At 53.9% G+C, this 12,696-nt stretch carries 11 protein-coding genes; 2 read left to right on the top strand and 9 right to left on the bottom strand.

The features are described from left to right. Positions 1 to 31: 31 nt before the first annotated feature. Complete coding sequence (gene rlmD, locus J1G48_RS04420) at positions 32 to 1,327, bottom strand: 23S rRNA (uracil(1939)-C(5))-methyltransferase RlmD (protein ID WP_000046849.1); 1,296 nt, start codon at positions 1,325 to 1,327, stop codon at positions 32 to 34. 57 nt (positions 1,328 to 1,384) lie between these two features. Here rlmD and barA point away from each other — a divergent pair, with 57 nt between their 5' ends. Beyond that, positions 1,385 to 4,141 carry a two-component sensor histidine kinase BarA gene (gene barA, locus J1G48_RS04415; RefSeq protein WP_000186390.1) on the top strand — a complete coding sequence of 919 codons (2,757 nt, stop codon included), beginning with the start codon at positions 1,385 to 1,387 and terminating at the stop codon, positions 4,139 to 4,141. Positions 4,142 to 4,184: 43 nt separating this feature from the next. Here barA and J1G48_RS04410 read toward each other — a convergent pair whose 3' ends face one another. From J1G48_RS04410 to gudP, 4 genes are all read right to left on the bottom strand, one after another. After that, positions 4,185 to 5,327, bottom strand: coding sequence for a glycerate kinase (locus tag J1G48_RS04410; protein ID WP_000706485.1), 1,143 nt, complete (start codon positions 5,325 to 5,327; stop codon positions 4,185 to 4,187). A gap of 77 nt (positions 5,328 to 5,404) precedes the next feature. Then, complete coding sequence (gudD, locus tag J1G48_RS04405) at positions 5,405 to 6,745, bottom strand: glucarate dehydratase (RefSeq protein ID WP_000107113.1); 1,341 nt, start codon at positions 6,743 to 6,745, stop codon at positions 5,405 to 5,407. 20 nt (positions 6,746 to 6,765) lie between these two features. Then, entirely contained in the window at positions 6,766 to 8,106 is a 1,341-nt protein-coding gene (locus tag J1G48_RS04400) for an enolase C-terminal domain-like protein (protein WP_000211802.1), read from the bottom strand. Continuing rightward, positions 8,103 to 9,461 carry a galactarate/glucarate/glycerate transporter GudP gene (gudP, locus tag J1G48_RS04395; protein ID WP_000097015.1) on the bottom strand — a complete coding sequence of 453 codons (1,359 nt, stop codon included), beginning with the start codon at positions 9,459 to 9,461 and terminating at the stop codon, positions 8,103 to 8,105. Before gudP ends, J1G48_RS04400 begins: the two co-directional genes overlap by 4 nt. A gap of 82 nt (positions 9,462 to 9,543) precedes the next feature. Between gudP and J1G48_RS04390 the strand changes: the two genes are divergently transcribed. Further along, a complete protein-coding gene (locus J1G48_RS04390; protein WP_001531815.1) occupies positions 9,544 to 9,792 on the top strand; it encodes a hypothetical protein in 249 nt (82 codons plus the stop codon). Between the two features lie 149 nt (positions 9,793 to 9,941). Here the strand turns inward: J1G48_RS04390 and J1G48_RS04385 are convergent, their stop codons facing one another. The 4 genes from J1G48_RS04385 to syd all read right to left on the bottom strand — a co-directional run bounded on the left by J1G48_RS04385 (position 9,942) and on the right by syd (position 12,678). Then, complete coding sequence (locus J1G48_RS04385; RefSeq protein WP_000807731.1) at positions 9,942 to 10,391, bottom strand: flavodoxin; 450 nt, start codon at positions 10,389 to 10,391, stop codon at positions 9,942 to 9,944. A gap of 18 nt (positions 10,392 to 10,409) precedes the next feature. Next, entirely contained in the window at positions 10,410 to 11,192 is a 783-nt protein-coding gene (truC, locus tag J1G48_RS04380) for a tRNA pseudouridine(65) synthase TruC (protein WP_000890030.1), read from the bottom strand. Further along, positions 11,192 to 11,521: a YqcC family protein gene (locus J1G48_RS04375; RefSeq protein ID WP_000207015.1), complete on the bottom strand. Its 330-nt coding sequence runs from the start codon at positions 11,519 to 11,521 to the stop codon at positions 11,192 to 11,194. Before J1G48_RS04375 ends, truC begins: the two co-directional genes overlap by 1 nt. 611 nt (positions 11,522 to 12,132) lie before the next feature. Next, complete coding sequence (syd, locus tag J1G48_RS04370) at positions 12,133 to 12,678, bottom strand: SecY-interacting protein (protein WP_000343990.1); 546 nt, start codon at positions 12,676 to 12,678, stop codon at positions 12,133 to 12,135. Positions 12,679 to 12,696 lie beyond the last annotated feature (18 nt).

Here is a 12,696-nt window from a genome sequence, read left to right as displayed (position 1 = left end):
AGGCCTACCGAAGTCGGTAAGCCGGTAATCATTACATGCGCTCGAACAGAACCATTGATTCCAGATGTCCTGTGTGCGGGAACATGTCGAGCATCGCTAAACGCGTAACCTCATATCCCGCATTGACCAGCGCTTCACTATCGCGCGCCAGCGTCGCCGGGTTACAGGATACATAAACAATGCGAATAGGTTTTAATTTTATAATATGTCGCATCACTCCTGTAGCCCCCGCACGCGCAGGATCGAGTAAGACTTTGTCAAAGCCGTTTTTCGCCCACGGCTGCTTCGTGACATCTTCCTCCAGGTTCTCATGGAAGAATGTCACATTATGTAAACCATTGCGGATGGCGTTTTCACGGCCTTTTTCTACCAGCGCCGGAACGCCCTCAACCCCAATCACGCTTGCCGCGCGCGTTGCCAGCGGCAGCGTAAAATTCCCCATTCCGCAGAACAGATCCAGGACACGATCCTCGGCGCGCACATCAAGCCACTCCAGCGCGCGGGCGACCATTTGCTGGTTTACCGCCTCATTAACCTGAATAAAGTCTCGCGGACTGAAGGCTAAACGTAAGCCGTGCGAATCATACCAGGGCGCTTCGCCAGATACCGTTTCCAGTATCTCGCTAAACGGCGCCAGAAACAGAGACAATCCCTCAGAATGCGAAAAGCGTTCCAGTTTTTCTTTATCCGCCGCACTTAATGGCGCGGTATGGCGCAGAATCATCAGCGTACCGCTTCCCGCCTGTACCAGCTCAACATGCCCAAGATGTCGGGTGCCGTGTAAACTCGCCAGACACGCCCTGATTCGGGGCAGCAATGCTGCAAGCTGGGGCGCCAAAACAGGGCACTGTTCGACATTGACGATATCGCTGGAACCCGCTTTGCGAAATCCCATTTGCAGCGGTTTATCCGGCGGGCAATTCAGACTTAACCGCGCACGACGCCGATAACCCCAGGGCGCGCCGGCGATGATGTCATTCACCTCGTGTTTCATCAAACGCGCCAGCGCCGCGCTTTTGCTGCGTTGTTGCAGGGCGATGCTGACATGCTGTTGCTGACAACCGCCGCAGACGCCAAAATGCGGGCAGCGCGGCGTTTCTCGTTCCGGGCTATCATTCAAACGGCGCGAAACGCGTGCGCGGGCAAATTGCTTTTTATCTTCTGTAATAATGACTTCTGCGCTTTCCTCAGGCAATAAACCGGGGATAAACAGCGCTTTTCCGTTATGACGGGCTACGCCCTGACCAAATGAATCGAGGTCATTGACTTTAACGGTTATGATCTGACGCGTCGTCACGCGCCGTTTTGCAGAGTAGAATTGCGCCATCGACCAGCTTTTTCTCAATTTAACAGTGTGACCCTAATTGTCCCATAACGGAACTCCATGACCAACTACAGCCTGCGCGCACGCATGATGATTCTGATCCTGGCCCCGACCGTCCTGATAGGTTTGCTGCTCAGTATCTTTTTTGTAGTGCACCGCTATAACGACCTGCAGCGTCAACTGGAAGATGCCGGCGCCAGTATTATTGAACCGCTCGCCGTCTCCAGCGAATATGGTATGAACTTACAAAACCGAGAGTCTATCGGCCAACTTATCAGCGTCCTGCACCGCAGACACTCTGATATTGTGCGGGCAATTTCCGTTTATGACGATCATAACCGCCTGTTTGTAACGTCTAATTTCCATCTGGCCCCCTCACAGATGCAGCTTCCCGCCGGAGCGCCGTTTCCACGTCGTCTGAGCGTCGATCGCCACGGCGATATTATGATTCTGCGCACCCCGATTATCTCGGAGAGCTATTCGCCGGACGAGTCAGCGATTGCCGACGCAAAAAATACCAAAAATATGCTGGGGTATGTGGCGCTTGAACTGGATCTCAAGTCGGTCAGGCTACAGCAATACAAAGAGATTTTTATCTCCAGCGTGATGATGCTTTTTTGTATTGGCATTGCGCTGATCTTTGGCTGGCGGCTTATGCGCGATGTCACCGGGCCTATCCGTAATATGGTGAATACCGTTGACCGCATTCGCCGCGGACAACTGGATAGCCGGGTGGAAGGATTTATGCTGGGCGAGCTGGACATGCTGAAAAACGGCATTAATTCCATGGCGATGTCGCTTGCCGCCTATCACGAAGAGATGCAGCATAATATCGATCAGGCCACCTCGGACCTGCGTGAAACCCTTGAGCAGATGGAAATCCAAAACGTTGAGCTGGATCTGGCGAAAAAGCGCGCCCAGGAAGCGGCGCGTATTAAGTCGGAGTTCCTGGCAAACATGTCGCACGAACTGCGAACGCCGCTGAACGGCGTCATTGGCTTTACCCGCCTGACATTAAAAACGGAGCTGAACCCCACCCAGCGCGACCATCTGAACACCATTGAGCGTTCCGCGAATAATCTGCTGGCGATCATTAATGACGTGCTTGATTTCTCCAAGCTGGAAGCCGGTAAGCTCATTCTGGAAAGTATCCCTTTTCCACTGCGCAACACGCTGGATGAAGTGGTTACGCTGCTGGCTCACTCGTCGCATGATAAAGGGCTGGAGTTGACGTTAAATATTAAAAACGACGTCCCGGATAATGTGATTGGCGACCCGCTGCGCCTGCAACAGGTCATTACTAATCTGGTGGGCAATGCCATTAAGTTCACCGAGAGTGGCAATATCGATATTCTGGTAGAAAAGCGGGCGCTCAGTAACACCAAAGTACAGATTGAAGTGCAGATCCGCGATACGGGGATCGGCATTCCGGAACGCGACCAGTCTCGACTGTTTCAGGCGTTTCGCCAGGCCGATGCCAGTATTTCTCGCCGTCACGGCGGCACCGGGCTTGGGCTGGTGATTACGCAAAAGCTGGTCAACGAAATGGGCGGGGATATCTCTTTCCACAGCCAGCCTAATCGCGGCTCGACCTTCTGGTTTCATATTCATCTTGATCTTAACCCAAATGTCATTATTGACGGGCCGTCGACCGCGTGTCTGGCCGGGAAACGACTGGCTTATATCGAACCGAATGCTACCGCCGCGCAATGTACCCTGGATCTGCTGAGCGACACGCCGGTGGAAGTGGTTTACAGCCCGACCTTCTCCGCGCTGCCGTTAGCGCACTACGATATTATGATTTTGAGCGTTCCGGTGACCTTCCGCGAGCCGCTCACCATGCAGCATGAACGTCTGGCGAAAGCAGCGTCAATGACGGACTTTCTACTGCTGGCGCTACCTTGCCATGCGCAAATTAACGCCGAAAAGCTGAAACAAGGAGGCGCGGCGGCCTGTCTGTTAAAACCATTGACGTCAACGCGCCTGTTGCCAGCGCTGACGGAATATTGCCAGTTGAATCACCATCCTGAACCGCTGCTAATGGATACCAGTAAAATCACCATGACGGTTATGGCGGTTGATGATAATCCCGCTAATCTGAAGCTTATCGGCGCGTTACTGGAAGATAAAGTCCAGCACGTAGAACTTTGTGATAGCGGACATCAGGCGGTGGATCGGGCGAAACAAATGCAGTTTGATCTGATTTTGATGGATATTCAGATGCCGGATATGGACGGCATACGCGCCTGCGAATTGATTCACCAGCTTCCTCATCAGCAGCAAACACCGGTTATTGCCGTTACGGCACATGCGATGGCCGGGCAAAAAGAGAAATTGCTCAGCGCGGGCATGAACGACTATCTGGCTAAACCGATAGAAGAAGAGAAGTTGCATAATCTGTTGCTGCGCTATAAACCTGGCGCCAACGTAGCAGCGCGCCTGATGGCGCCGGAACCGGCTGAGTTTATCTTCAATCCGAATGCAACGCTCGACTGGCAGCTTGCGCTCCGCCAGGCTGCCGGTAAGCCCGATCTGGCACGGGATATGCTGCAAATGCTGATTGATTTTCTGCCGGAAGTGCGCAACAAAATTGAAGAACAACTGGTGGGAGAAAATCCCAACGGTTTGGTCGATCTGGTCCATAAGCTACACGGGAGCTGCGGCTATAGCGGCGTACCGCGGATGAAGAACCTTTGCCAGCTTATTGAGCAACAGCTTCGCAGCGGCGTCCACGAAGAGGAGCTGGAGCCTGAGTTTCTGGAGCTGCTGGATGAGATGGATAATGTCGCGCGTGAAGCGAAGAAGATATTAGGCTGATATTCGCCGGATGGCGGCGTGACCGCCTTATCCGGCCTACAACTCAGCGTAATTGTTGCCCCGCTTTCAGCGTTGCAGCCACGTTGCGCGCGGTCATTCGTACGTTTTCACTCGCATTCTTCAGCGCGTCCTCCAGCGTGCAGATGGTATAAATCACGCTGAAAACGGCATCAAGCCCATGTTCATGAACCACGCCAACGTCCTCCGTCAGGCTACCCGCAATACCAATTACCGGCTTGTTATACCGTTTGGCGATGTTTGCCACGCCAATAGGGACTTTACCGTGAATGGTCTGGCTGTCGATGCGTCCCTCGCCGGTGATGACTAAATCAGCATCCGCAAGACACGCTTCCAGATGAAGCGCATCGGTGACAATCTCAATGCCACGCCGTAGCTGCGCGCCGCAAAACGCGTATAACGCCGCCCCCATGCCGCCTGCCGCGCCGCCGCCTGCCAGATCCAACACATCGACATGCAGATCGCGAGCAATCAAATGCGCATAGCGAGTCAATGCCGTCTCCAGGCGTTCAATCATTTCCGGCGTCGCCCCTTTTTGCGGACCAAAAACCGCAGACGCGCCCTCTTTGCCGGTAAGGGGATTCGTGACATCGCAGGCGACCTCTATATGGCACGCCGACAAACGCTTATCCAGGCCGCTGATATCAATGCTGGCGAGTGTTTCCAGCCCAATGCCGCCTTGCGCAATATCATTGCCCTGCGCATCCCGTAGCCTGGCCCCCAGCGCCTGTACCATCCCCGCGCCGCCATCGTTGGTGGCGCTACCGCCGATACCAATAATGATATGCTCAACGCCCGCATCCAGCGCATGACGGATCAGCTCGCCGGTTCCCCATGACGTGGTCTTCAACGGATCGCGTTGCGCGGGCGGCACCTGCTCCAGCCCGCTGGCGGCCGCCATTTCAATGAATGCGGAACGCGCATCGCCGGAAAGCCCATAAAACGCATTGACGCGATGCCCCAACGGCCCGGTGACCTCAACATGCACGATTCGACCCGCCGTCGCTTCAACCATCGCTTCGACAGTACCCTCTCCGCCATCAGCCAGCGGCAATTTCAGGTAATCGGCGTCAGGCCAGATCTCGCGAAATCCTTGTTCAATGGCGGTCGCTACCTCAAGAGCACTCAAACTTTCCTTATACGAGTCTGGTGCGATCACTATTTTCATAAGTCGTCCTTACGCATGTTGATCCTGTTAAGCATACACCCAGAGAAGAACCGGTTCCTTACGGAACCGGTTCTGACTTAACGCACCATGCAAGGACGCTTATTATCAAACGTCCAGCCAGGAATTAAGTACTGCATTCCCATCGCGTCGTCACGCGCGCCTAAGCCATGTTTTTGATAGAGCTCATGCGCTTTCATCACCTGATCCATATCGAGCTCAACGCCCAGACCCGGTTTGGTCGGTACTTGCACCATGCCGCCTTTAATTTCAAACGGTTCTTTAGTCAGACGTTGGTTGCCTTCCTGCCAGATCCAGTGGGTATCGATCGCGGTGATCTTGCCCGGCGCCGCCGCGGCAACATGGGTAAACATCGCCAACGAAATATCAAAGTGGTTGTTAGAGTGCGAGCCCCAGGTCAGACCGAACTCATGACACATTTGCGCCACGCGTACAGAGCCTTGCATAGTCCAGAAGTGCGGGTCCGCCAGCGGGATATCGACGGATTGCAGCGACAGCGTATGCCCCATTTGACGCCAGTCGGTCGCTATCATATTGGTGGCCGTCGGTAATCCGGTCGCGCGACGGAATTCCGCCATCACTTCACGTCCGGAAAAACCCTGCTCCGCGCCGCACGGATCTTCTGCATAGGCCAGAGAACCTTTCAGGTATTTACCAATGCTGATCGCTTCGTTCAGCGACCAGGCACCGTTTGGATCGAGCGTGACGCGCGCTTGTGGGAAACGTTTCGCCAGCGCCACGATTGACTCGGCCTCTTCTTCGCCCGCCAGCACGCCGCCTTTCAGTTTGAAGTCGTTGAAGCCGTATTTTTCATAGGCGGCTTCCGCCAGACGCACTACCGTTTCCGGCGTCATCGCCTCTTCATGGCGCAGACGATACCAGTCGCATTGCTCATCCGGCTGGCTCTGATACGGCAGCGGCGTAGCCTTGCGATTACCGACAAAGAACAGATAACCCAGCATTTCGACTTCGCTGCGCTGCTGACCGTCGCCTAACAGCGAAGCGACGTTGACGCCCAAGTGTTGGCCCAAAAGGTCAAGCATTGCCGCTTCAATACCCGTCACCACATGGATAGTGGTACGGAGATCGAATGTTTGTAAACCGCGTCCGCCCGCATCGCGATCGGCAAACTGGTTGCGAACGGCGGTCAGGACATTTTTATATTCACCCAGCGTTTTTCCCACCACCAGTGGGATCGCATCTTCCAGCGTTTTGCGAATTTTTTCGCCGCCCGGAATCTCGCCGACCCCGGTATGGCCGGAGTTATCTTTAATAATGACGATGTTGCGCGTGAAGAACGGGGCGTGCGCGCCGCTCAGGTTCATCAGCATACTGTCATGACCCGCAACCGGGATAACCTGCATTTCAGTCACTACAGGCGTCGTAAATTGAGTACTCATAACTGTGTCCTTATTCAGAATTAGTGACGACCAAAAACAGGGCGTTTGCGGTCAAAAGTCCAGCCGGGGATCAGGTATTGCATCGGGCCTGCATCATTACGCGCGCCGCCTGGCAGCTTTTTATACGCGTCATGCGCTTTTCGCACCTGTTCCCAGTCAAGCTCCACGCCCAGTCCTGGCGCATCCGGAACGGCAATTTTGCCGTTTTTAATTTCCAGCGGATTTTTAGTCAGGCGGCAATCGCCCTCCTGCCAGATCCAGTGCGTATCAATAGCGGTGGGTTTGCCTGGCGCCGCCGCGCCGACATGGGTAAACATCGCCAGTGAAATATCAAAATGGTTATTCGAATGGCAGCCCCAGGTTAGCCCCCAGTCATCGCACAGTTGCGCCACGCAAACGGCGCCGGTGAGAGTCCAGAAATGCGGGTCGGCAAGAGGAATGTCTACCGCGTTGAGCATCACCGCATGCCCCATTTCGCGCCAGTTGGTGGCGATCATATTGGTCGCCACCGGCAGTCCTGTCGCGCGGCGGAACTCCGCCATGACTTCACGACCAGAGAATCCTTGCTCCGCGCCGCACGGATATTCCGCGTAGGTCAGTACATCTTTCAGCCCTTTGCACAACGCAATGGCTTCATCCAGTAGCCAGGCGCCGTTCGGATCCACGGTAATACGCGCGTCCGGGAAGCGTTTTTTTAGCGCGCGAACAGTATCAATCTCTTGTTCGCCCGGCAGCACGCCGCCCTTGAGTTTAAAATCTTTAAAGCCGTAGCGATCCTGAGACGCTTCCGCCAGCCGCACGACCGCGTCGCTGTTCAGCGCTTCCTGATGGCGCAGACGATACCATTCATGACTGCCCGGCGTGCTTTCCAGATACGGCAGATCGGTTTTAGTGCGATCGCCAATATAGAAGAGATAGCCCAACACGGTGACGGCATCGCGCTGTTTACCTGGCCCTAACAGTTCACAGACCGGCACATTAAGCGCCTGTCCCAGTAGATCAAGCAGCGCCGCTTCCAAAGCCGCCACCGCGTTAACCCGCAGTTCAAACGTCCATGCGCCTTTGCCAAAGGTGTCAAAATCAGCAGCCTGGTTGCCTTTATGCACCTGCTGCACCACTTTGTTCAGGCGGGCGACTTCCTGGCCTAATACCATCGGAATAGCATCGACCAGCGTCTGATAAATCACTTCTCCGCCCGGCGCCTCGCCGACGCCAGTATGCCCGGCGTTATCGGTGAGGACGACGATGTTACGGGTGAAGTACGCGTTATGCGCGCCGCCGATGTTGAGTAGCATACTGTCATGTCCGGCAACCGGAATGACCTTCATGTCCGTAATAACGGGACTGGATTGCGTTGTCATGATAATTGTCCTGCGACAGGTTTCAGTTCAATACGCTTAATATCGCCTACCAGCACCAGATAGCTGATGATGGCCACCAGGGCATGTACGCCGACATAGATCAACGCGCCGTTGAAGGAACCGGTGGTGCCAACGATGTAACCAATCGCGATTGGCGTCACAATACCGGAAATATTGCCGAACATATTAAACAAGCCGCCGGAAAGACCGCTGATCTCTTTCGGCGCGGTATCCGCCATTACTGCCCAGCCCAACGCGCCGATACCTTTACCGAAGAAGGCCAACGCCATAAAGCCGATGATCATCCATTCCACGTTCACATAGTTACAGAACACCATAACCATTGACAGCAACATTCCCAGCACAATCGGCGTCTTGCGCGCGATATTCAGGGAGCCAGTACGACGCATCAGCCAGTCGGAAATGATGCCGCCCAACACGCCGCCGATAAAGCCGCAGACTGCAGGAACCGAGGCGACAAAGCCCGCTTTGAGAATCGACATGCCGCGCGCCTGGACCAAATAGACCGGGAACCAGGTAATAAAGAAATAGGTCAATGCGTTAATACAGTACTGACCGATGTAAACGCCAATCATCATACGAGAGCCCAGCAGCTGTTTGATCTGGCCCCATTTGACGCTAAACGGTACTTTCGCTTTGGTGTCTTTCTGATCCATATTGATCAGCGCGCCGCCTTCTGCGATGTACTCCAACTCTTTCTTATTTACGCCCGGATGGTTATTTGGTTCATGGATAACTTTCAACCAGATAAAGCTGATGATGATCCCTAACCCGCCCATAAAGAAGAAGACATGCGACCAGCCCACTTCGTGCGTCAGCCAGCCCATAATCGGCGCGAAAATAACCGTGGCAAAGTATTGCGCGGAGTTAAAGATGGCCACCGCCGTTCCCCTCTCCTGCGCCGGGAACCAGGCCGCAACGATGCGACTGTTGCCCGGGAAAGAAGGCGATTCCGCCAGACCGACCAGGAAACGAAGCGTAAAGAGGGCGACAATAATGCCGAAACCACTAAAGATATCGACAAAACCCTGCAACAGGGTGAAGACTGACCAAATGAAAATAGACCAGAAATAGACGCGTTTGGAACCAAAGCGGTCCAGCAGCCAGCCGCCCGGGATCTGCCCGATAACATAGGCCCATGAAAAAGCAGAAAAAACATAGCCCATGCCTACCGGATCAAGGCCGATATCTTTGGCCATTTCTGAGCCGGCAATGGACAATGTGGCGCGGTCGCCGTAGTTGAAGGATGTGACGATAAACAGCATCACCACTATCCAGTAGCGGGCGTTCGTGCGTTTCTCCGCACTGCTCGCCGCGTGACTTAATGAACTCATTGTTGCACTCCTGAAATTTCGCGTTAGCTACGCTCACTCTGAACTGCACAACCGGTAGGGAATCAGAGATAACGTTTCCTTGTTGCAGCTTTTATTAGGTCGTTTGCTTTGCACGCTGCATGCTTTTATTCACTGGCAGGAGAAGTATAAAAAGCGCGCCACACACACTCACCGTGCAACAACACAGTATTTTGGCGATGAATTACGCCTGTTTATGGCAAAAGCCCAGGACAGTGGAAGCCACTTCACGGAAATGAAATCAGAAGGCGTCGGCGTCGACGCAGGAGGAATAAAAAGAGAAGAATGTGAAACAGGTCGCTTGATTACATGAAAACGCCCGTAAAAAACTGCCGCTTTTGCGGGCATATGCCCAAAGCTAACACGATTCAGTTACTTTACACTGTGTACAGGTCGTGATTTTGCTTACTGGCAACGCAAGCAAACGAAAAGGTACCCTCCCGTAGGGGGGAGGGATTTACCTCAGGAAAGTAAAGTTCCCCAGTTTTCAACCCAGGGATTGGACTGGCTCTCCGGCTCCGGATGTTCGCTGGCGTCAATGAATAACATCTCCCCCACCCGCTGCGCGCTTTGCTCTTGCAACAGGGCATCAAACTGTTTGCCGCCATTACAGAAATTGGGGTAGCTGCTATCACCTAGCGCAATCACCCCGTAACGCAGGTTTGGCTGAAAACCCAACGTATCTTTAATGCCGTGAAAGAGCGGCGCAATGCTATCCGGTAGATCGCCCTGCCCGGTCGTCGAGGTAACGACCAGCGCAACCTTATCCTGATATTGCTGCCAGTCGGACAGTTCAGGATCTTCAAACACGATCGCGCTGTGCCCCTGTCTGGCGAGGATCGCTTCCGCTTCTTCCGCCACCAGCAGTGAGTTGCCATACATGGTCCCGACAAAAATACCAATTTCTGCCATTATGCGTATCTCCCTGAATTATGCCTGATGAGTCTCATCCTGCCGGGACGCCGCCGTAAACTCAACCCTTTCATTGTCAGGGAGAAGTCCACGCCAGCCAAACTGTGTCAGCGCCTGCATCCAGGTTTCATCCAACCCGGCCTGAATCATCAACGGCTGTCCGGTGAAGGGGTGCGTCAGCTCAAGCCGACTGGCATGAAGCATCAGGCGACGACAGGCAAAATGCTCTGCGGCGCTGCGGTTTTGTCGCAAATCGCCATGTTTACTGTCGCCGATGATAGGATGACGCAGATGCGCCAGATGACGACGGAGCTGGTGCTTACGTCCCGTTTTTGGTTCTAGCTCAACCAGACCATAACGCGTGGTGGGATAACGCCCGGTCGGTACCGCCATTTCGACCGTCGCCAGTCCGCGATACTGCGTTACAGCCGGCTGGGGCGCTTTATCTTCGCGGGCGAATTTATCGGCAATTTTATCGCGCTCTTCCACCAGCGGATAATCCAGTACCGCGTCATCCATCAGCCAGCCGCGCACAATGGCATGGTAGCGTTTACGGATGTGGTGCTGCTCGAACTGCTGCGCCAGACGGCGTCCCGCTTCGCTGGACAGCCCCATTAACAGTACGCCCGACGTGGGTCTGTCGAGACGGTGGGCGGTAAAAACATGCTGGCCGATTTGGTCGCGCACCGTTTGCATGACCACGACTTTTTCGTCGCGATCCAGCCAGCTCCGGTGAACAAGCCAGCCTGCGGGTTTATTCACGGCAACCAGCCACGGGTCTTGATAGAGGATCTCCAGCATCAGGATTTATCGCGGACGAATAGCGCATCCAGATCCTGCAAAACCGCCAGGATCGCCTCCCGCTGCGGATGATCCGCCGCCAGCGCCATTTCATAATAAGGGGCGACGGCAAATGCCTCGGGCAGCGGCTGCGCATTATCAAGTAGGGTATGCATACGTGGAATCAATACCCATTGCAGCCATTCCAGCGGTTCCATGGTATCCATAAAAAATGGTTGGGTGCTGGTAAACAGGTGCGCCTGCGGCGCATCCTGCCGCCAGTGGCGATGCTCGCGCAGCAGCGTTTCAAGCGCATGTAACTGCTGACGCACACGGTCATGAGTCGTCATGTTAAAAACCTCAATGATGAAAATCTGGCGCGAAGAATAACAAAAAAAAGGGAGCACTGTATAAACAGTGCTCCCGGTTCGTTTCGCAGCATTCCAGCTACTTTTCGTGCTCCCTGCTCATCCGTGACAACTTTTCCTGTGACCTTACGGCCTGTTCATCCTGAACGTTTGCATCCTGCGCACATCGCCCGATGTGATAGCTTCTTCCTGAAGCGTCCCTGGTCATCCAGACCCGCCGAACATCCTGATCGGCTCTCGTTCTCCGTCCTGGAGGTGTCCTTTAACGCATCCTGCGCTTTCCACTTTGCTTCATCCTGAAGCCTTTCCTTGTAACACCATCCTGGCGTGTCCTGCCGAAGCGTCATCATCCTGACGTTCGCTTCGTTGTACGACTCCCTGTCGACGAAGATAGAATCGCCTGTTTCACCTTGTCTTACAAGACGCTTACAGACAATACCTTAAGTAAATTTTCATATGAAAGTGCGCAAAAACATTTTAACATGTTGTTTTATATATATTTATATAAGAAAACGGGGCTCAGTATCCGCTGCTATCCTAGCGATCTCCTACAGACTTTGTAAGAGATCTCTCACACCCGTTAGGGCAAACGATTACAGAAGAGGATTAAGTTGCGTAAGGAATTCCGCAAGCGTTGCGGCAAGAACGGTACGATTACGGGTGCCCAGCGTTTCTTTAATCACCTCGCCGGACAGATTACAGACCGAAATGACCTCAAGCTCATTTTCCTGCGTCGCAATAAAAAGCGTGGGAGGAAGCTTGAGCCGCTTTTGCGTGACCAGGTGGCCTATCAGATTTTCCTGCACGCGCCGAAAGTCATCCTGACTCCAGGTTTGCAGTAGCGTAAGCTTTTCATCCGCAAACTGCGCGGGCATGTCGCCAGCAAACTGCGTGGTGTAAAACGCGTGGAGCGCAGGTTGTACCATAATATCAAAGGCGCGTTCAACCGCGTTTACATTTTCTTCGCCTTCAAAAGGCTGCGGCTGCCAGTAAACGGCATCGCGGGTTGAAGAAATAATGCACGGAGAAGGTACGCCATACAGTTCTTCGCTCAACGGCCAGCTACCGTGTTTTTCTTGCCACGCGTCGCAGTAACGCGTCGTAAAGGCTTTCAATGCCTGCGCTGTCAGTTCGTCCACCAGTTTCTCTCTTCATAA

It is taken from the genome of Salmonella sp. SAL-020 (assembly GCF_017372215.1).
In the GTDB taxonomy this organism is placed as follows: domain Bacteria; phylum Pseudomonadota; class Gammaproteobacteria; order Enterobacterales; family Enterobacteriaceae; genus Salmonella; species Salmonella enterica.
The sequence above is the reverse complement of the archived record's forward strand: the minus strand, read 5'-3'. Positions and strand labels throughout refer to the sequence as shown.

Excerpts from the sequence above, each read along its gene's own strand:
- barA (WP_000186390.1), top strand. The coding sequence starts at position 1,385 with ATGACCAACTACAGCCTGCGCGCACGCATGATGATTCTGATCCTGGCC.
- J1G48_RS04410 (WP_000706485.1), bottom strand. The coding sequence starts at position 5,327 with ATGAAAATAGTGATCGCACCAGACTCGTATAAGGAAAGTTTGAGTGCT.
- gudD (WP_000107113.1), bottom strand. The coding sequence starts at position 6,745 with ATGAGTACTCAATTTACGACGCCTGTAGTGACTGAAATGCAGGTTATC.
- J1G48_RS04400 (WP_000211802.1), bottom strand. The coding sequence starts at position 8,106 with ATGACAACGCAATCCAGTCCCGTTATTACGGACATGAAGGTCATTCCG.
- gudP (WP_000097015.1), bottom strand. The coding sequence starts at position 9,461 with ATGAGTTCATTAAGTCACGCGGCGAGCAGTGCGGAGAAACGCACGAAC.
- J1G48_RS04375 (WP_000207015.1), bottom strand. The coding sequence starts at position 11,521 with ATGACGACTCATGACCGTGTGCGTCAGCAGTTACATGCGCTTGAAACG.
- J1G48_RS04385 (WP_000807731.1), bottom strand. The coding sequence starts at position 10,391 with ATGGCAGAAATTGGTATTTTTGTCGGGACCATGTATGGCAACTCACTG.
- truC (WP_000890030.1), bottom strand. The coding sequence starts at position 11,192 with ATGCTGGAGATCCTCTATCAAGACCCGTGGCTGGTTGCCGTGAATAAA.
- rlmD (WP_000046849.1), bottom strand. The coding sequence starts at position 1,327 with ATGGCGCAATTCTACTCTGCAAAACGGCGCGTGACGACGCGTCAGATC.